This is a genomic window from Shewanella sp. MMG014, assembly GCF_018100775.1.
In the GTDB taxonomy this organism is placed as follows: Bacteria; Pseudomonadota; Gammaproteobacteria; order Enterobacterales; family Shewanellaceae; genus Shewanella; species Shewanella japonica.
In genome coordinates this window covers 380,340-399,887 of sequence record NZ_JAGJDZ010000001.1, presented here as the reverse complement: position 1 = coordinate 399,887, position 19,548 = coordinate 380,340, and the positions used below count along the sequence as shown (strand labels likewise).

The following is a 19,548-nucleotide window of genomic DNA, read 5'->3' as shown; positions in this document are numbered from 1 at the left end:
ATATAATTCAATTAATCTTTTTATAATTTTGCATCTTTAGATCAAAAGCACTACTTCTTAACCATCTTCGCGACATACATTCCATCGCTGTTTGCTTCATATGGCCATACGGTAATATGCTCACTTTGCTGCCCTGTAAAAGGGTGAGTGCTTACGACTAAACTGAAGTCTTTATTGTTAGATAAAAATGCGTCTACAACGGCTTCATTTTCTAAAGGTGATAATGAACAAGTAGCGTAAACAAGATGAGAGCCTGTTTTTACGGCTTTAGCACTACGACTCAATATGTCTAATTGCAAGGCAGGTTTATCATCCACACAACTTCTGTCATCAATCCAGCGCATGTCTGGATTTCTGCGCCAAGTGCCTGTGCAGCTACAAGGTGCATCGACTAATACACCATCAAAGTAGTTCTCTGAGACAGGTAAATTGTCAGACTTCCATTTAGCGATTGTAATGCTATCAAAACCTGCTCGTTTAGCGCGCTTGTTTAATTCTTCTAGTGCTTTTGTACGAATGTCTGATGAGGTAATCGACCCTGTTGAATCATTTTCAACGTCTTGCAGCATAAGTGAACGAAGTTGTAAGGTTTTACCACCTGCGCCACTGCACGTGTCCCACCATTGCTCATTTGCTTTGGGCTTACACACATTGCCAATAACTTGAGATGCAAGATCTTGAATTTCAACTTGGCCATTTTTATACAGTTTTACGTCATTTAAGTTAATACTTTTACTGCCTAAACTAATGGCATCACCAAAGTATTCGCATAAGCTTGCATCTATGCCATCTTGTTGTAATTGGGATACTGCTTTTTCTGTCGCTAATTTTTGCACCCTTGCCCAAATAGGCGGTCGAGAGCTCATTGCCTCAACGAGTTTAAGTTGTTGCTCAGCTGACTCAATTGGGCAAACCTCCCAATACCAGTCTGGTAATAGTTGACTTGGCTTAACGGTTTTCCCAGTAAATATAGTATTGAGTAACAGGCTCTTTTCAATAACAGTGTAAGTATTCGCTTCGCCTCTGGCTTCGACATGTCCATCTATCACCGTTAGTTGCTCTGGTGATAGCTGAGCAAAATGTTGCCAAGCTTCCGCAAAATTACGCCACATGTGTTGCTCTAACAGTGCACAGCTACTGAGCATTGCGAACCAAGTTTGCTCATCGTGTTGTGAGCCTATTTGTTTAAGCCAGCCCCACCAACGAAATAGGCCGAATAAGGTTTCGCGAATGACTCTGCGATCTTTTGAACCATGCTTTTTGTGTTCACGAAAGTAATTAGCCACGATTCGGTCAGCGGGCATTTTAGTATCTAACACTTCATCAAATAACATTTTGATGGTGGTTGAATAGCTCAAAGCACGTTTTTGTGCTGGAGTGGTGGCGATAAGGTTTGATTGTGGTGCTACTGGCATGGCTGACTCAAGAGTGGCAAAGGTGACAAAGCATGTTTGTCACTTAAAAGTAATGGCATATTTTAGCATGTCTTTAAAATCGGTTGAATATCTATCCTACAGAGTATTCAACCGAGTTGTTAATGACAATGATATCGAAGGGTAAGGCTTTTAAAGATAGACGCTATCTCGAGTCACAAGGCTAAAATGGATGATCCACCATAACCCAAGCATTGGTACTCTCATCTGATTGCGCGACATCAAGCCTCACTACAATGCCTGCTGTGAGGGCTCTTAATGACACTCCATAGTCATATTTGATGTCGGTGAGTAATTCGCTGGCAGTATAAGATTCACCCACTCTGCCAGCTTCAACAAATCCAACGAGCTGAAACCAGTCTAAACGTAAAAATTTAAGCCAATTCACATCTTCTATTGGATTGTACTTTAAGGTGTAACGATACTCCGCTGTCGCATAAATAGAGGCTTTATCGTGAAAGCGATTATTATCAAATCCACGCATGCGATAAAATCCGCCTAATGAGGCGCCTTCACTATAAGGGGCGTTATTATTTACCTTTCTGGCACCGGCTTCATTGTATTCAAGCTCCCAAGAAGGTGAATAGCCTGTCCAAAAGTTCATAGCGAGTATTCGTTGTGATGCGTAATCAGATCCGCCAAAAGAAAAGTATTTACTGGCTTCAAACTCAATAAAAGTCCAAGAGTCAACGGATTCTAACCAACCTGAATCGTGAGATATTGCCACATATTGCTTGCTGCCATAACTTGGGTTGATTGAAAAATCGGTATTGTCATATAGTAGCCCAAGCTCAAGCGCATGAATGGTACCATCGAGCTCTTCATCCTCAAATTCGTAGCTCTCATAACGATTAAATTGTCTGAGTACGGCGACAGTTGCACCTGATTCAAATGGGTTCCATTTATCTCCGCCGGAAGGCTTTGACGTCAGTAAGCCATTCGTTAACTCGTAAGTGACTTGGCCTTTATCACGTGTAGCGCCTATTGGTAGGGCGTATTCAAGTTTAATTTCCCACCAGTTTGATGAACCATCTGCTTGTAAAAACTGCTCATTCGACGAGTCATTACTACCAGGTAAAGGTGTATCAGCCGGGATAAAATTACTTGCGCCACCAGCGTAAGCCTTTTGTTGTGGGTAATAGCCTAAAAAGCCGTATACACTTAAAAAGAACCGCTCAGTTTTAGGAATTTTGTAATTCCAGACTCCGCCCCCCGCGCCATAACTGACATCCCCGCCGTACACAGTACCGCCAATTGTCATTTGCTCTTGGTGGTAACCACTGACCATAGCACCTAAGCCAATGTTTAAGCCCATAGAGTCCGTACTAAATACATAGGGAAGTAATAACTTTTCAGTACCAGTATTAGGCGTTTCTGAGCGATTGACTGCTGACTTTACATTGGCTGAGGCAGCAAAAGTTGACGGGATACATAGTAAGAATAAAGCGGAAGCGAATATGGTTAATACTCTTGTTTGATTCGTTAGGGTTATTAACCCGTCATAGCGGCGTTTTTTCATCATTAGCAGCCCTGCCATTACTTCATGCCCAAGAGGAGGTGTTGAATAATTGTAGCTATTTTATTGAATAATATAGGTTGTTGCGTGCTAAAGGTACAGTGACTTAATGATTAAATTGCGATTTATCACTATTGAGTATGAGGCGTAAAATAACCCTATTGATCACTACAGTACGAGAGTTCGCACTGTTTGTTGGTTTTACTCCACTATGCGCTTAAAAAGATTAATGATAGGAAGTCATTTTATTCAATGTAAAACGACCTCCTGCAGCTTCATGGATCTAGAAATCTAATGAAAGGGCAAAGCAAAGGTAATGCATTAATTTGAGCGTATGTTCAAATTCTTGAGTGCAAAAGTTAACAAAGTCTTCGCTGCACACTTGTTCAATAGAAACGGGTTTAATGGCGATAAAGTCTTTTCGCTTTAATTCATCAATGAGTGGATGATCTTTATTAAAACCTCTTGGTGGTCTGACTAAGCTATCCCCTGATAGTTCAAAACCTGCTTGTTTTAGTTCTACTAAGGCTTTTTTATAGCCATTAGGGTTTTCATCAATGCACTGCCTTATAGCGTTTAAGGGTTTAGATTCGGGATGCCAAATACCTGCAGCGATAAAACAGCCATCATTTGCTAGGTGCAGGTAAAGACCTGGAGCATGTACATCCTTCCCTTGAAAGTGCCTAAATTGAATTCCTACATTAAGTTTGTAGGGACTTTTATCTTTACTAAAGCGACTGTCTCGTTGTGGTCGCATCATACTGCCGCCCACTTTTTTAGCCACAGCGGTTAATCGTGGTGAAAAGTTAAGGATAGGCCCCTGCATGGCTTCAATAAATTGTAATGTAGGTGTGCGGACGGTTTCTTCATAGCGTAACTGATTCGTTTTAAACCATTCTCTATTATTGTTATCGGCAAGCTGAGTTAAAAAGTCAAAGCTGTGTTGAGTAAACATGAGGAATCCTAAAATGTTAGCGCTAAAAAGTATAAAAGCTTTGCTAATTTATCAGGTTGAATAGTCATTTTCGATGTTTTTCATACTGGGAGTTAGCGCTGTGTTTTTTGTTTAACGGTAAATAATAGCTGCAAAAACATCTGGTTGATTTATACTCGATTTAATAAGGCGAACTTTGTTTGATAAATCAACATATCTCAATTAACTTGTGATAAATAGTATTATATTGCTTTGTTTTCTTATTGTTTTGGCTGTTTCATATAATTGAAAAAGTTATCTTATTTGCTGTTACCTATAATTTTTTTATTTTTTAGTGTTTTTTTTAGTAGCAATTATCAACTTTAGGAGTATTATGCGCTTCCAAATTGATACAGGGTCATTTTTGTAATGGCTTTTTACCTTGTCGCTAGGCTGTTTTCGTTTAATCTGACTGGTTAAAGTCGTTTAAAACAGCTAATTGAAGCCGTGTTATCGCTCTTTGAGGCTGTAATATGGCATGTGACGAATGATTAAATTCTTTATGCAAGGGTTAAACATGACAAAAAATGCATTAGATATTCTTGGCTGGTGTGAATGGGCGACGTTTCCTGAAATTGGCAATGAACGGGTTAATATGAAAATTGATACCGGTGCCAAGACGTCATGTTTACATGCGTTTAGAATTAAACCATTTATTAAAAATGAACAAGACTGGATTAAGGTGTGGATACACCCAGAACAGGATTCAAATAGAGAAGTCATACATGAGTTCGCGGTATTTGATCGTCGACACGTGAAAGATTCTGGTGGGCATATCACCAATCGATATGTCATTAAAACGCCAATTATTATTGGCGAGCAACAATTTGATATTGAACTCACGTTAACACAGCGTGACAACATGCAATTTAGAATGCTTTTGGGTCGAAGAGCGCTTGCTGGGCGTTACTTAGTTGACTCTTCGGCAACGTATTTACTTGGAGCTTAAGCCCATGCGCATTGCAATTATGTCTCGGAATGAGAACTTATACTCAACTCGCCGTATTAAAGAAGCGGCGGTTGCACGAGGTCACGAAGTACAAATCGTAGACCCATTAGCCTGTTACATGAACATCAATATGATGGCGCCTAGCATTCATATGCGCGGTGAAGAATTACCTAAATTTGACGCGGTGGTTCCACGTATCGGTGCTTCGGTTACTTTTTATGGAACGGCAGTATTACGTCAATTTGAAATGATGGGCGTGTCTCCATTGAATGAATCGGTGGCAATTTCACGTTCAAGGGATAAATTACGCTCATTGCAGTTGTTATCTCGCAAAAGCATTGGCTTACCTGTGACAGGTTTTGCGAACAAGCCTGCAGATGTGCCTGATTTACTCGATATGGTTGGCGGCGCACCGTGCGTGATTAAACTACTTGAGGGGACTCAAGGGATTGGCGTGGTACTGGCTGAAACCCGTAAAGCGGCAGAGAGTGTTATTGAAGCCTTTATGGGCTTAAAAGCCAATATTATGGTGCAAGAGTATATAGAAGAAGCGGGTGGAGCCGACATTCGTTGTTTTGTGATTGGCGATAAAGTCATTGCGGCAATGAAGCGTCAGGGGGCAGAAGGCGAGTTTCGTTCTAATTTGCATCGTGGCGGCTCAGCCACTGTTGTTAAGTTAAGCCCAGAAGAGCGCTCAACAGCGGTTCGTGCAGCTAAAACGATGGGGCTAAATGTAGCGGGTGTTGATATTTTACGCTCAAAGCATGGGCCCTTAGTGATGGAGGTGAACTCATCGCCTGGTCTTGAAGGAATTGAAACGTCAACGGGTATTGATGTCGCAGATAAAATTATTCAATTTATTGAAAAAAATGCCAAAGCCAAAAGCACCAAAACCAAAGGAATGGGTTGATGGCGCCTAAGCGTGAAGCGTTCACAATTGGTGAGTTTAGTATTGATGCTGGCACCCGTGCCAGTATCAAACTGCCCGCAGCAAAATTGTATAACGACACGCCTTTAGAGCTGCATGTTGAGGTGTTCCATAGTAAGAAACCTGGGCCAGTGTTATTAGTATGCGCTGCTATTCATGGTGATGAACTGAATGGCATAGAAATTTGTCGACGCTTAATCGATAAAATCAGCATCAGAACACTGACAGGAACCTTGATGGTTGTACCCATTGTTAATGTGTTTGGCTTTATTCATCAATCGCGTTATTTACCAGATAGGCGTGATTTAAACCGCTGCTTTCCTGGGAGTGCAAAAGGCGCATTAGCGAGCCGTTTAGCGCATTTGTTTTCAAGCGAGTTGATGTCTAAAGCAACGCATATTGTTGATTTGCATACTGGTGCTATTCATCGTGATAACTTCCCGCAGATCCGTTGTGATACTGATGATGAAGTTATGATGGCAATGGCTACGGCTTTCGGTGCTCCGGTGATTATGGATTCAAAGTCCGTAAAAGGCTCGATGCGTGGCTACGCTAATGAAAAAGGCATCGCATGTATTTTATATGAAGCAGGTGAAGCCCTAAGGTTTAGTGAGCTGTCGATAAAGTCTGGTGTCACTGGTGTACTGAATGTGATGCGCTATTTGGGGATGTTGAATAGTAAACTAAAACCAACAGCATCTATTAATGCGAGCCGCAGTTATTGGTTACGCAGTGAAGCAGATGGATTGGTGAATGTGAAACGCAAAATAGGGGCTCGTGTGAGCAAAGGATGCTTACTTGCCAATGTGGTCAATCCACTGGGGGGAGAAGTTACCGAGTTACGTTCTCCTACCGATGGCATTATTATTGGCTTAACCAATATTCCAGTCGCTAACGAAGGCGAAGCGTTATTTCATATTGCTCAGTTCGTTGGCGATGATATTGAAATTGCCAATGAGCATTTAGACGAGTTTATCTCAACATATGCTTAAACCTTAGTTTGACTTTCAAACACTGCAGTATCTTCCGGTATTGCAGTGTTTTATGTCTATGTTAATGCTTTACTCAATTCAGAATCACCATTATTCCTCAGCTTAATAAAACAATTTTTCTTCCTTCTCAATTACTTTACATGTTTGATTCGATTTAACTAAATCAATATGCTGATAGGAATTGATATCTAGAGGCTTAAGCAAATGTTAAACACAATTCAATATGACTCAAATAGTGAAGCGACGTCACCGTCTAAAATTATCTGTATTGGTCGTAATTATGTGGATCATATCCATGAGCTGGGTAATGAGGTGCCTTCAGATATGGTGGTTTTTTTAAAACCTAACTCTGCTATTTCCACGCAGCTGACCTCATTTCATCAAGAGCCGATTCATTTTGAAACAGAGCTCTGTTTTTCAGTGCGTAATGGGATGTTTCATGGGGTAGGGGTGGGATTAGACCTAACCAAGAGAGAATTGCAGTCCAAACTTAAATCACAGCAGCTACCATGGGAGCGAGCTAAGGCATTTGATGGCTCGGCTCTATTTAGTGATTTTGTCAGTTTATCTTCATTGTCGTTAACTGCCGGAGCTACATTTTGCTTTCAATTGACAATCGATGGTGAAGTCAGGCAACTCGGTCATAGCGATTTAATGATGTACAGTGCTGACGATATTCTAGCTTCGGTGAATGAGTTTATGACGTTAGTGGATGGCGATATTGTGATGACAGGTACACCTAAAGGCGTAGGCCAGGTTGCTTTAGGGTCGGTGTTTGAGGTTAAGCTTTGGGCTAATGTCGATTATTCATCACATGAGCAGTTAGCTGAGCAAGTATCCCAAATTAAGCCGTGTATCGAACATAGATGGACAGCGGTTTAATGCATTTATTAGCGACATTGTTTTGAGCTAAATGAGAGGCAAACAGGCAATTACGTAAACAGGGTCTATAATCATAGTAGTTTTGCTGATTCATTTTGCTAAAGGGAAAGTTAGTTACGTAAGTGACTAATGGTTAGCTTGAACAAAGTGGCTAATCAATTATGACATTTCCAAATAAGCGAATTGAAAAATATTATACGCTTTATCAAGAGCTATTAAGCTTTTCAGGTGTTTCCTGGTGGCTAATAGACTTAGAAGATAATAGTAATGTTTTTTACTGCAACAGTAACATGCGTGACATGTTCTCTTTAGACTCAAATACCCTTCAACATTCTGTTAGTAAGACTTGTCCTATCGCTGGGGATTACAATAAAAATATTGCGGTAAAAGATGCCCATAAAGCTAAGCGAATTTTTGAAGATTACTGTGACTTGCGCTTAGGACGTATCGATGAATACCATAATCGTTTTCCTTATTATGACGCTAACCAAGGTGAGATCCTTTACTTTACGAGTAAAGCGAGAGCAATACTTCGAGACGATTGCGGAAATGCACAATTACTTTTTGGGATTATTGAGCGTGAACGTACGAGTGCTAAATTGTTTAAGCTTTCAAAGCTTGATGCATTAACAGGGCTGAACAATCGCAGAGAGTTCGATTCTCAATTGGACTTTATTATCAATCTAGCACGAAGAGAGCGACAATTAGTGTCATTAATCATGTGTGATATTGATTGTTTTAAAGCTTATAACGACTTCTTAGGCCACTACCAAGGAGATCAATGCTTAATACAAGTATCGCAAGCAATAGCTGACGTATGTGTGCGTTCAACCGATGTGGTATGCCGTTATGGCGGTGAAGAGTTTGCTATTATTTGTTACGGACAGCAAGAAAGTGTGTCGCAACTCGCTGAAGATATTCGTTTGAAAATTGCCGAACTCGGCATCCCGCACCCAAGATCTAAAAGTAAAATCGTCACCTTGAGCTTAGGCTTTGTTTCTTGCATACCTAGCAACTTCACCTCAGCGAAAGAGATTATTCAAAAAGCGGATTTGGCCCTATATCAAGCTAAGACTTATGGTAAAAATCAGTGTGTTGCTTTCGATAATCAGATTGCTGAACAAGAAAGCCAACTAACACAGCAAGGCTAGTTTCTGCGTATATTCAATCAGGTTTATCGTCACTTACCTGAGATTTTCAGGTAAGTGGCTCCGTGATTTATATCGTTTAGGCAAAATCATTAATGGGCATTAGAGAAAATTTGACTGAAAGAAGGCCGTTGATGTATTTCTATTGGCATATTGAGTTTTCTGGCTAAGTCACTCGCTGCAATCAGCCCTCGGATATGATGCAATTCATGATCGATGACTAGCATGTGGTGCAAATTATTTTGTTGCAAAAGCCTGACTATATCACTGACTTTGGCTGTTGAAATTTGTTGATAGTCAAACGCTTGTAGCTCTTCTCTTGGCACCATCACTTCTGTGACTAAAAGCTCATCTACAGTAAGGTCTAGCTTTTTCGCGGTAACAAATAAATTATGGTCAGACAATTCTTGCAGCGTTATCACCCCTAAAAATTTATTGTTCTTATCAACAACTAATCTCATAAATGCATGGGTTTGTTCCATGATTATTGCTGTGCCCACTGCGCTGGTGGATGCGTCAACGACAATAGGACGTGCTACATCAAAATCAGTAAATACATCTAATGCTGGAGAGTCTAAACTGGGTGAGTCAGTGCTGGTAGACCAAAGTAAGTGATCGATAGATGCTGTGCTGAATAATTCTAGATTTCTCATATGTTAACTCCGTTACCTTATGTCAACGGCTGAGGCGACTGAATCTGACGACCGTCAATATTCAGGTTTGGTGCAATGTCTTTTATGTTTTACATCAAAAACCTTAACCTTGTGATATTTACCATAGACCTCTAGATACAAGAGGTGCAAGCACATGAATAACATTTAATTAAGGTTAACTCACTGTTGTGTATGTTAAATCTTGTGCTAATCTTTGATTGGGAAATAAAAGGTTCAGGGAAGGTAAAATGACCACAAAACAAATCAATACTAAAGAGGGGTTGTCTAAAGAATTTAAATACTTATTGGCTGGTACGCCTGTCAATATTGATATTGTGACTCCTGCAGGTAAAAAAGGGCGTTTTCGTACCATTTTTATCGGTTATCTACCTGAACAATTCATACTAATTCAATTTCCAGATGCAAATAAATTGGGAGGCTACAGCCAGTACATTACTCAGGGCTCACAAGTGACTGTTCGTGGTTTAGTGGAAGGTCATGAGGCATCTGTAATCGCATTTATTTCAACAATCAAACAAACCTTGAGTCAGCCATCTCGTATTATGGTATTGAATTTCCCAGATAATATGGTTATTCACAATTTACGTTCGACCAAACGTGTGTTGACAGATTTAACCGCCAATATCGCTTTAGGTGATAACCAATGGCAAGTTAAAATCACCGATGTTTCACTTTCAGGTTGTCATATTGAAGTTAGTGAAGGTGGAAAAGATGAGTTAACAGAGGGAGAGCAGATTGAAATCGTGATAGAGGCTACAGAACAAGAAAACCTCACCATTAAAGCCAGAGTGTGTAATGTTAAATTATTCGAAAATGGCGTGGAGTTTGGTTGTCAGTTCTTGGGTGAGCAAGACAATACTATCGAAAAAATAGTGCACACAGCTCTGCTTTCTGAAAAATAGTCTTACTCAAATCCTATAAAAGGCTTTGATTTGTTCGTTATAAATGCAGTTTGATGGCTGTTTGATGCTTCTTAGGAAGTTTGTCGACGACTAATAGGTATGAATTATCAATAATGCGCAATACCTCGCCATCTGGAATTAATCGAGATTCTTTAGATTTATCACTCCCAGTTGACTGTAAATAGATAGAAATCCAATGTTTCTTGTCCATATGATATCCCGTCGTAATATTGCTAAATATCTCTCTTAGGGCGAATGAGTCTTCAGGATCGCACTTTACATTAACCATCAAAGCATCATTACGCCATGACATTAGTGCAAACATCTTCGAGTGAACTTTAAAAACGTGAGTAGATTCTCCGAATGGAAAGTCTTCTGTAGCAAAAGGTTTAGTCAGTAAATAATCTCTTATTGTGTCAAATTCCATGTGAGCTATTTCCATTTAAGTGAGATATCACCACTGGTGACATTGAGCAGCTTGCCATCAATTGTGACAAGTTTCGCCTCTATATGCATCGACATTGGAAAGTTGATGTCAGGTTGCTTAATTATTACTTGGGCATAAGTACGGTACTGATTAGATAATACATAAAAATCATTATCAATTTGACAGTCAAAGAAGAAATATTTTTCACTTAAATTAATGTTTTCCAGTAAATTTTTGGATTGCATTAAATGCTCTTCTGTTGTGGTTATATGGCAAACATGCTGACTATTTCTCTGACCGAACTTAAACGAAAGTGCGGCTTTGTTAGCTAAATTTGTACTATGTCCGCCTAAATAGGTCTCCAAATGCAAAGCGGTTTTAAGCGGGGAAATCGTTTGAAGATGCCTTGTACTGTCAAGATGTTCATCCGTTGCATGTACGCTAAAAACAATGCCGTTAAATAAGTAACAAATGATGATGCTTGCTGTTTTGATTTTAGCGTTAGCTGAACTTTTGCTGTTAAAGCATGCAGCGATGAGGCGATTCGCTGTCGCTAACAAGTTTAGTTGGCTGGTATTAAAGTGGGGGCTTTTGCAGAGGCTGAAGGTGTCATAAATCCCCGTCACTGCTCTAAGTATTAATAGCTTGTTCATATTTACCTCATATGAAGGTGCTGATAGTACTGGCGCAATTTTGCTTTTATCTGTGTTACCAGTGTGCGCTTTTTACTCTTTAAGCGTTCTAATTAGCTGGTTTACATAGTTAACTTTGCGCCTAAAATTCAATGAAATCAATATAAAGTCGTTATGATTAGTGTTAATTGAATATGATCTATATTGCAATGAATAATAAAGGTACTTGGTACGGTTTACTTTGTGGGGAAACTTAATTAGTATATACACATGTGTATTAAGTGCCTTTGTTCATTATGCGAAAATTTCTTGTATCAAATATTGCTGATCGTCCACACCGAAAAATATATGCATCGCTTGGTAACAATGCTTTTTTCGATTTAGCACCTGGTCAACATGGCTGGGATGACTTTTGTTCAATCTCAAAAGGAGATTGGGTTTATGTCATCAATGCAAACCGTAAAATTCCAGTGGCTTATCAAGTTGAGGCCATATTAGATGAGATAGAAACTGAAGAACATCAGATACTAGGTAGTCGACTGGTATCTGCTATCGGAGGAAATACTCGAGTGCTATTTGGTAAGCCTGTTAAAAGAGTAGATACAATTTATACCAAGTTTGTTAGTGATAATGCTGTAACAAGTTCGAAGTTGAGGCCTGATGGCCAGATGTACCAGGGGTTTAACTGCGCTGAGGTCGTCGATGAATACCTTTAAAATGGGCAGTATTACATTTACTCATATCGCTAATATCAGTTTATCTCAAGCATGGCTTGTTAATCGTAATAGCGAAACTTATGGCTTATATGACTTTGAGGGTAATGAGTACGCAACAAGAAAGCATTGGTTTTCTCTGTTACCAAGAGACATTTCGGGGGTGTATTTTTTCAAGAAAGGAGATCAGGTTTTATATGTCGGCGAGAGTGGTCTACTTGGAAAACGTATTTGGACACATGGTACGGCTGGCAGGTTAGTTAAAGAGGAGTTAATACGTGATATGGAGCTATGGATTGCGACTAACGTAACTGTACCTAGTCCGCTAAATGGTGAGCCTGTTTGTGTAAGGGGCGCTGTAGAAGCACAGTTAATGGCGATGTATTCACCTCAATATAATCGAAAAGAAGAGCGATGCTGATGTATAAGCAAACACAATCTTATGTCCGTTTAAATATTGGGGATTTTTGCCCGCATTGTGGTTTTATCATTACTTTACCGCCAGACGTACAGCCGACGTGCTTATGTTGTTGGAAAAAGCTTGAAAGTGATTAATCGGTAAAGTGGTTGTTGGTTAGCAATAATGCGATAAGCACTTGATGGTGTGCCTACCGCTTTATCAAACTTCATTTCCAATGGGAGTGAATCATATCAAAGGTATAGGCTCACATTATCAAAATTGAGTGGTCTACCAATGGATTGAGAAATTGTGGGTGTTATGGCTGACGTTTAAGCACATTATCAATATCTTCGGCGCTATGACGGTTAGCTAGTTGTTCCCACTCTTCTCCCCAGGTTCTATTAATGATTCTGCCTCGCGTGACAGCTGGACGTTGTTCAATGTCTTTTGCCCAGCGCATTAGGTTAGGGTAGCTTTCAACATCTAAAAACTCTGCTGCTTCATATAGGTTTCCAAGCACCAAATTTCCGTACCAAGGCCATGTCGCAATATCGGCAATACTATACTCATCACCCCCCAAGAAGCGGTGTTTAGCTAATTGCTTGTCAAGTACATCAAGTTGACGCTTGGCCTCCATAGAGAACCTGTCGATAGGGTATTTAAACTTTTCAGGGGCGTAAGCATAAAAGTGACCAAAACCGCCACCTAAATAAGGAGCCGAGCCCTGCAGCCAAAACAACCAATTCATGACTTGGGTTTTAGCTGCTAAATCTGTTGGTAAGAAGCGGCCAAACTTTTCAGCGAGGTAAAGTAAAATAGCGCCAGACTCAAATACATTAATAGGCGTTGAGGTACTGTTATCTAATAACGCCGGTATTTTTGAATTTGGATTAACGCTAACAAAACCTGATGAGAATTGATCGCTATCACCAATACTAATCAAGTGAGCATCATATTCTGCGTCAGTGATCCCTGCGGCTAACAGCTCTTCCAACATAATCGTGACTTTTTGGCCGTTAGGGGTGCCCATAGAGTAAAGCTGTAGTGCATGCTTCCCAACCGGTAAATCTTTATCATAGCGCGCACCAGAGTCAGGACGGTTTATACTGGCAAACTTGCCACCATTTTCTTCTTCCATTACCCATTTTTTAGGTGGAATAAATTCGTTTGTCATTGTGTATCCTCACTTTGAATCGCTTTAAACGGCTTTATAAGCATGGCTTAACGTTAACTGTATATATGATATTAGGGCATTTTTAAAATTAAAAAGTCTTATCAAAAAATAAACTGTCACAACAGGAAAAAATGACAACCAGAAAGAGGCTGCAATACTCAATCAGCCGCTAAATCTCTCGTCATCTGCATACATAGGGAAGTTAATCAGTGTTGAGCAAGATTGCGTCATAATCAACATGTAGGTTATGACGCTTTGGGTAATATTGGAGGTAATTATTTGGTGCGCTCGATTGTTTGCGTCCAAAATTGTCTCGATAAATGACGCGTTTTATTGGCTAATCGACTCATTTGTTCACACTTGTTTTGGGTGTCATCGGTTTGAATTAAGGTCAGGTTTGAAATCTCATCTATCTGTAAAATAGATTGGCTAATTTCTTCTGCGACCGCTGTTTGTTGGTTCATGGCTGAAGAGTTAAGCTCAGCCATTTCGTGTATGCGATTAATTGAGTTAAGGAGCTGAGCAAAAGTGTCATCCGCTTCTTCTGCTAAGGATACTGATAAATCGGCTTGCAATTGACCTGACTCCATTGCTTGAGTCGCTTCCTTTGTGGTTTTTTGAAAGTTCGTGACTATGTGTTCAATTTCTGATGTGGAATCACTGGTGCGAATTGATAATTGCCTTACTTCGTCCGCCACAACGGCAAACCCACGACCAGACTCACCTGCTCGAGCCGCTTCAATGGCAGCATTTAACGCTAATAAATTCGTTTGTTCTGCGATGCCTTTAATCTCTCCTAGGACCGATGCGATTGATTGGCTGTCTTTTTCAATTGTATTGACCACCGTTGAGAAATGAACCACTTCTTTTCTAAGCTCGCCAATGGCATTGACCACTTTGTCCATACTATCGTGACCTTTACTAGCAGCCTCTTGGCTGGTGGTAATTTCTTGTGCTGTATTACGGGTATTTTGATTAACTTCAGTGAAGCTTGCCGTCATTTGCTCCATTGCTGTTGCGGCCTGACGGGTTTGGTGTGTTTGTTCTTTAACCCGTTCACGAGTGGTCGATATAGTTTGATTAAGCTGCTGGCTTTCTTCGCTAATGGAGGTGGCTGAATCTGCCATCCTGCCGACAACACCACCCATTTCAGTGACTAAGTAGTTTAATGCTAATTCAATTTTTCCCAACTCATGCTGACTTGATGAAAAAATCCCGCAAGCAATTGGGTCGTCGATAATTTTTGTGGCCTTATTTTCAAGTTCTTTTAACGGCCTCGTTAAGTAATACATGACAAATCCAGCCATTAATGGAATGAAAAAAGCGGCGACCAAAGTTGGCATGAAGAGCGAAGATACTACCCCTATCAAAGAAATAACGGTTGCCCAAAGACAAAGTGAACCCGTAAAGCTAAGCAGTGGTGCTGTGGTTTCTCTGGGGGCTTTACCTTGATTTAACTGTTTATAAATTTTTTCAGCAGAATTGATGTGTTCACGACAAGGTTTACGTCGAACAGACTGTAGTTCATGCATTTTGCCGTTTTCAAAGACTGGCGATATATAGGCATTAACCCAATAATACTTACCTGTTTTGCTTTTATTTTTAACGATACCAAACCAAGGTTTTCCGTCTTTGACCCGTTGCCACAAGGATTCAAAAGCCGCTTTAGGCATATCAGGGTGACGAACAATATTGTGTGGTTTTCCGTGGAGTTCATCTGTCGTGAACTCAGAGATATCTGCAAAGGCTTGATTGGCGTATTTGATATTGCCATTCAAATCAGTGGTAGAAAGTAAAATGCACTCGTCCGTCAGCGGTTGCTCTATATTGTTTGCCTTGATATCACTCATTGGAAATAACCAAACTTAAAAATAAAAAGGCATAGTGCCTCAGCTTTGTCACAATATGTTTGATTTAGGTCAATGACTTGTTAAGGTGTTATTTTTTAATAAGAAAGTGTGCGCTAGTAAACGGTTTTGCATTGAAAGGTACAAAAACGAAAGTAGCCAGTGCTGCTTTCGTTTTCATTGTATCGGTAAAAATGACAGAAAAAATCTACAACCTATTGCGTGTTTAAGTAATCGATTACGGCGTCTGTTCGACTTTCAGCATGTTCAGATAAATCATCAACTGCTTGATAAAAGTCATTTGCAGACTCTAAAAATGAGTAACCTGTTAACTCTGTTGTGGCATAAGGCTCTATTAATGCTGAGTAACTGTCATAAATTGCCTGCATCTTATTGGTTTCATAGCTATTGCTAATAACGTCAGATAAATACTGGTTATAGCGTTCCCGGTATGTGTCATCAGCATAGATTTTGGCTATTAATGGCCAAGAATTTGAGTCTAAATCAGAGAAATCAAGTTCTAGTGCGCCGCCCATTTTACCCGTCTGTAATGCCTCATTATTATCCCATGGGATCCAAGTTAGTTTGTTTGTGTCTGGATCGTTGTAAAGATAATAATTATGGGGCATTAATCCGTAAGTATCCCAGTTTTGAATTACGCCATTCACTGCGAGATATTTCAAGAACACATCAACATCAAATATAGCTTCAAGGTTTTCACGCCAAGTAACAGGATCGGAAGTTGCAGTATCATCATGTAATGCGTCGAATAAAGCTAAAATATCTGACCAATCTTCATCATCTTCATTGGTTTTCTTTTCAAAACTGTCTTCACTGAAAGATCCTTCAATAAAGGTCGCACCATCATCCTCAGGCTTATATAAGTTACCATCATCACTACTAAATTGAGTATCAATTACCGTGTCATCGACTTCTTCCACAAGGGTATATAAGCCAAAGTATTCAGGGCCATCACCATGGTCGATATATAAAGTATAAAAAGCAGTGTGAGAGATGGCTAAACCTGCATCTTTAAATACATCGGCGGCGACCTTTTCACGTAACTGTGATTCATCATCGTAATTATTTTTAAGACTTAACTTTTTAAAGCCATAAAATCGTTGATTGTCTATTTGCGGGTAGTCGTCTTCAAACTCATCAAAATCTAACTTAAAAGACAACTTGAGTACGCCTTGTTGCCAACTGGTTTGTAGTGATGAGTTGCCCTTAAAACGGATACCAACTCGATACCACTGTTTGCCTTCGTAATAAATATCAGCTGGTACCATAATGGGGTTGTCATCTGTATCTACAAGGTTGTTTGAATTCGTCGTTGTACCAAAAGTGCCATAAGTATCAGTCATATCGTTAAGCATGATGGTCCAGCGATTTTTAGTGACCACCACATCAAGGCGCTTTACTTCATTGTCAGCAAACACTTCATCAAAGTTGGCATCTGCACTTTTGCTATGGGTATCATCGGTCCAATCGCTTGCTTCAAAATCTGTATCACTATACTCCTCAACCGGTGTTTCAATTTCAATTTCAGTGTCAGGTACTGTTATTACAGTCTCTTCGCTACTGGTTTCATCAGAACTATCACAAGCAGTTAATAGGCATAAGCTAGTAAGCGGTATAATTAATAGTTGCCGAAATGGTTTACATCCCGTTTTAAAAAGTGAATAGAAAAGGGGACTGAACATAAGTAAACTCCTAAGTTAACCCGTAGTTGATAATGGCTAATATGAGTTTTTAATGTTATGTGGTTAAAATGCAGAAACCGTGCAGGAACCGTGAAGCAATGAAGTATATTTTAATTACCTAATTTGAACCGTATCAGTAACAGCATTCCCTAAACTCTCAATTCTAAATTCACTATTCTGAATAACTTATTTTGGTGAGTGATTAGGTAAGTCGCCACTTGATAAAGTGGTCAATTAATTGTAATAAAAAAGGCATCTTTCGATGCCTTTTTTAAATGGTAATGATGAAATAATCTATGGGTTATTTCATCGTATTATTTTAAAAGTGCCACAGCTTCCATATCCAGTTCAATATCTGTGCAGCCTTTTGCGCAGTATATCCCAGGTGCTTTTTCGGCAGGTTTGGCATTTTTAGTATTGGGCGGTAATTGCAGCGTTAGTGGCTTGTTACATTCAGCACATATTGCGCTATTGCCCTTTAGCATGCGTTTAATCAGATTTTTTTGTTGATTGAACGACTCAAGTGTTGTGCCATTAACCACTGAAAAATCAAGTTTTTGTGTTTCGCTCATTACCGCTACCTATATCCAAATGACTTAGCTTGTGACGCTTGGCAGGCTTACTTAACCTGATCAAGCGGGCTCCAACGCTGTAATTCTACAGGCAGTGCCACCCCTTGAGCGGTAAGTAAGTTTACACGCGCTTGATAAGCTGCGCCGTGCATCAAGTGTTTTGCTAAGTCTACCGCATTTCGCTGGGTATAATCATCTAAATAGCTGCCTTTTGCCCATTCGTTGAACGCGCCCAGTGCAGGACCTGCCCAAATTTGATAATCCATTTCACGGCCGACTTCTCCAGAGTTTGACCAACGGCTTGATAAACCTAAATACCAACGGAAGATAAGCGCCATTTTACGCTTAGGGTTACCTTCTGCGCGCTCGATTTGTTTTGGATCGCGTTCATTAAAATGCGCCACTGTGCCAGCCCAAATATCATCAAGGGTCGAGCGGAAGACTTGTTTTTCAAGTTTTTCACGTTCTTCGGCAGGGATGGCTTCAATCGACTCATAACGGGTATAAATCTCATAAAGTTTATTAGCACGCATTGGGAATAAGGTGCCACGTTTTACCACTTGTAGCTTAACGCCCATCTCGAACATATCAGCAGCAGGTGCCATGGTGACATCGGCCATTTCAGTCGTAGCAAGTAGTTTACGCGTGTGTTCACTGGCTCCCGCTTCAACACAAGCTTGGTTAATTGAGCCTGTCACAATATAAGCTGCGCCCATATTAAAGGTTGCAAGTGCTGCATCAGGGGTGCCGACACCGCCGCCACAACCGACACGAATAGGGGTTTTGTATTGGTACTCGGCTTGGATTTTATCTTTAAGCGCCAAAATTGTTGGTAATAGCGTCACTAATGGACGGTTATCAGTATGGCCGCCAGAATCGGCTTCTGCTGTCACGTCATCAGCCATTGGCACTAATTGGGCGAGCGCCATTTGCTCTGGGGTGATTAAGCCTTCATCAACCAGTTTTTGCAGCATTTTAGCGGGAGCTGGTTGCATAAACTTACTCGCCACTTCTGTGCGACTTACTTTAGCGATAACCTTGTTGGCGATAACGATTTCACCTTGGCTATCAAGACTTAAACCTGCTGCGCGGTAATAGACAATTTGCGGGGTTAAACCCAAAAATGCTGATGCTTCAACTGTGCGCACTTTATGTTTTAAAAACAGCTCAACACTGCCACGCTCAAGCGCAGGTTCACTTGGGCTGTGAATTAAGTTAAACATGTATGGGCCATTTGGCAATGCGGCCTGAATGCGATTAATGGCTTGTTCAACACGAGATGGAATGAGTCCGGCTGCGCCGAACGAGCATAAAATGCCCGCTTGACCCAGTGCGATAACGAGCTCTTCTGATGAAATACCGTTAGCCATGGCACCAGCATAATAAGCGTATTTAACACCATGAACACGGCGGAAGTTACTGTCACCTAAACTTTGGGTACCTAATGCTGGGGCAAATGCACTAACAGGCAGATCTTGGCTACTGCTAATACTTTCTGTAACCACTTGGGCATTTTGAGAAATACCTAAGCCTTTTTCTGGGTGACTCACTAAATAACAAGCTTGGGTGAGTTCTTTTAATTTATTACCGATAGTGGCAGTGTCAAAGCTGGCATCACTTGGCGCAACTTGCCAAGGCCATGGAGAAAGCTTTTCGTTTTGAGTGCTAATAGTCATTATTATT

General features: G+C 40.4%; 19 protein-coding genes. 8 read left to right on the top strand and 11 right to left on the bottom strand.

The window, feature by feature from the left end; all coding sequences use genetic code 11:
• Window positions 1–50: 50 nt before the first annotated feature.
• The 3 genes from J8L86_RS01625 to J8L86_RS01615 all read right to left on the bottom strand — a co-directional run bounded on the left by J8L86_RS01625 (window position 51) and on the right by J8L86_RS01615 (window position 3,904).
• Window positions 51–1,415: an RsmB/NOP family class I SAM-dependent RNA methyltransferase gene (locus J8L86_RS01625; protein WP_211028395.1), complete on the bottom strand. Its 1,365-nt coding sequence runs from the start codon at window positions 1,413–1,415 to the stop codon at window positions 51–53.
• A gap of 181 nt (window positions 1,416–1,596) precedes the next feature.
• On the bottom strand, window positions 1,597–2,970 hold the full coding sequence (locus J8L86_RS01620) for a BamA/TamA family outer membrane protein (RefSeq protein ID WP_231919071.1): 1,374 nt from the start codon (window positions 2,968–2,970) through the stop codon (window positions 1,597–1,599).
• Window positions 2,971–3,232: 262 nt separating this feature from the next.
• Window positions 3,233–3,904, bottom strand: coding sequence for a DUF2461 domain-containing protein (locus J8L86_RS01615; RefSeq protein ID WP_211028393.1), 672 nt, complete (start codon window positions 3,902–3,904; stop codon window positions 3,233–3,235).
• Window positions 3,905–4,439: 535 nt separating this feature from the next.
• Between J8L86_RS01615 and J8L86_RS01610 the strand changes: the two genes are divergently transcribed.
• The 5 genes from J8L86_RS01610 to J8L86_RS01590 all read left to right on the top strand — a co-directional run bounded on the left by J8L86_RS01610 (window position 4,440) and on the right by J8L86_RS01590 (window position 8,824).
• On the top strand, window positions 4,440–4,871 hold the full coding sequence (locus J8L86_RS01610) for a RimK/LysX family protein (RefSeq protein WP_065109246.1): 432 nt from the start codon (window positions 4,440–4,442) through the stop codon (window positions 4,869–4,871).
• Between the two features lie 4 nt (window positions 4,872–4,875).
• A complete protein-coding gene (gene rimK / locus J8L86_RS01605) occupies window positions 4,876–5,781 on the top strand; it encodes a 30S ribosomal protein S6--L-glutamate ligase (RefSeq protein ID WP_065109116.1) in 906 nt (301 codons plus the stop codon).
• Window positions 5,781–6,791, top strand: a complete 1,011-nt coding sequence (locus J8L86_RS01600; RefSeq protein WP_080915288.1) for a succinylglutamate desuccinylase/aspartoacylase family protein — start codon at window positions 5,781–5,783, stop codon at window positions 6,789–6,791. Before rimK ends, J8L86_RS01600 begins: the two co-directional genes overlap by 1 nt.
• A gap of 204 nt (window positions 6,792–6,995) precedes the next feature.
• Complete coding sequence (locus J8L86_RS01595; protein WP_211028391.1) at window positions 6,996–7,673, top strand: fumarylacetoacetate hydrolase family protein; 678 nt, start codon at window positions 6,996–6,998, stop codon at window positions 7,671–7,673.
• 161 nt (window positions 7,674–7,834) lie between these two features.
• Window positions 7,835–8,824: a diguanylate cyclase gene (locus J8L86_RS01590; RefSeq protein ID WP_211028389.1), complete on the top strand. Its 990-nt coding sequence runs from the start codon at window positions 7,835–7,837 to the stop codon at window positions 8,822–8,824.
• An 89-nt stretch (window positions 8,825–8,913) separates the two neighbouring features.
• On the opposite strand, the gene J8L86_RS01585 is transcribed toward J8L86_RS01590, so the two are convergent.
• Window positions 8,914–9,474 (bottom strand): CBS domain-containing protein, encoded by a 561-nt coding sequence (locus tag J8L86_RS01585; protein ID WP_055023124.1) that lies wholly within the window; start codon window positions 9,472–9,474, stop codon window positions 8,914–8,916.
• A 248-nt stretch (window positions 9,475–9,722) separates the two neighbouring features.
• Between J8L86_RS01585 and J8L86_RS01580 the strand changes: the two genes are divergently transcribed.
• Entirely contained in the window at window positions 9,723–10,397 is a 675-nt protein-coding gene (locus J8L86_RS01580; protein WP_065109121.1) for a PilZ domain-containing protein, read from the top strand.
• Between the two features lie 37 nt (window positions 10,398–10,434).
• Here the strand turns inward: J8L86_RS01580 and J8L86_RS01575 are convergent, their stop codons facing one another.
• Both J8L86_RS01575 and J8L86_RS21065 read right to left on the bottom strand, forming a co-directional pair.
• Window positions 10,435–10,824, bottom strand: coding sequence for an MmcQ/YjbR family DNA-binding protein (locus tag J8L86_RS01575; protein ID WP_065109122.1), 390 nt, complete (start codon window positions 10,822–10,824; stop codon window positions 10,435–10,437).
• A 5-nt stretch (window positions 10,825–10,829) separates the two neighbouring features.
• Window positions 10,830–11,477, bottom strand: coding sequence for a hypothetical protein (locus J8L86_RS21065; RefSeq protein WP_247663132.1), 648 nt, complete (start codon window positions 11,475–11,477; stop codon window positions 10,830–10,832).
• Window positions 11,478–11,752: 275 nt separating this feature from the next.
• Here J8L86_RS21065 and J8L86_RS01565 point away from each other — a divergent pair, with 275 nt between their 5' ends.
• Both J8L86_RS01565 and J8L86_RS01560 read left to right on the top strand, forming a co-directional pair.
• Window positions 11,753–12,172, top strand: coding sequence for a hypothetical protein (locus tag J8L86_RS01565; protein WP_211028387.1), 420 nt, complete (start codon window positions 11,753–11,755; stop codon window positions 12,170–12,172).
• The gene (locus tag J8L86_RS01560) at window positions 12,159–12,590 is read left to right on the top strand and encodes a hypothetical protein (protein ID WP_211028385.1); all 432 of its coding nucleotides are present in this window, start codon (window positions 12,159–12,161) and stop codon (window positions 12,588–12,590) included. Before J8L86_RS01565 ends, J8L86_RS01560 begins: the two co-directional genes overlap by 14 nt.
• A 295-nt stretch (window positions 12,591–12,885) precedes the next feature.
• Here J8L86_RS01560 and yghU read toward each other — a convergent pair whose 3' ends face one another.
• The 5 genes from yghU to pfaD all read right to left on the bottom strand — a co-directional run bounded on the left by yghU (window position 12,886) and on the right by pfaD (window position 19,541).
• Window positions 12,886–13,743: a glutathione-dependent disulfide-bond oxidoreductase gene (gene yghU / locus J8L86_RS01555; protein WP_211028383.1), complete on the bottom strand. Its 858-nt coding sequence runs from the start codon at window positions 13,741–13,743 to the stop codon at window positions 12,886–12,888.
• Between the two features lie 275 nt (window positions 13,744–14,018).
• Window positions 14,019–15,593, bottom strand: coding sequence for a PAS domain-containing methyl-accepting chemotaxis protein (locus J8L86_RS01550; RefSeq protein WP_192022400.1), 1,575 nt, complete (start codon window positions 15,591–15,593; stop codon window positions 14,019–14,021).
• A gap of 212 nt (window positions 15,594–15,805) precedes the next feature.
• Entirely contained in the window at window positions 15,806–17,293 is a 1,488-nt protein-coding gene (locus J8L86_RS01545) for a CotH kinase family protein (protein WP_211028381.1), read from the bottom strand.
• Between the two features lie 314 nt (window positions 17,294–17,607).
• Window positions 17,608–17,865, bottom strand: a complete 258-nt coding sequence (locus J8L86_RS01540) for a hypothetical protein (protein WP_211028379.1) — start codon at window positions 17,863–17,865, stop codon at window positions 17,608–17,610.
• Window positions 17,866–17,912: 47 nt separating this feature from the next.
• On the bottom strand, window positions 17,913–19,541 hold the full coding sequence (gene pfaD, locus J8L86_RS01535; protein ID WP_211028377.1) for an eicosapentaenoate synthase subunit PfaD: 1,629 nt from the start codon (window positions 19,539–19,541) through the stop codon (window positions 17,913–17,915).
• Window positions 19,542–19,548 lie beyond the last annotated feature (7 nt).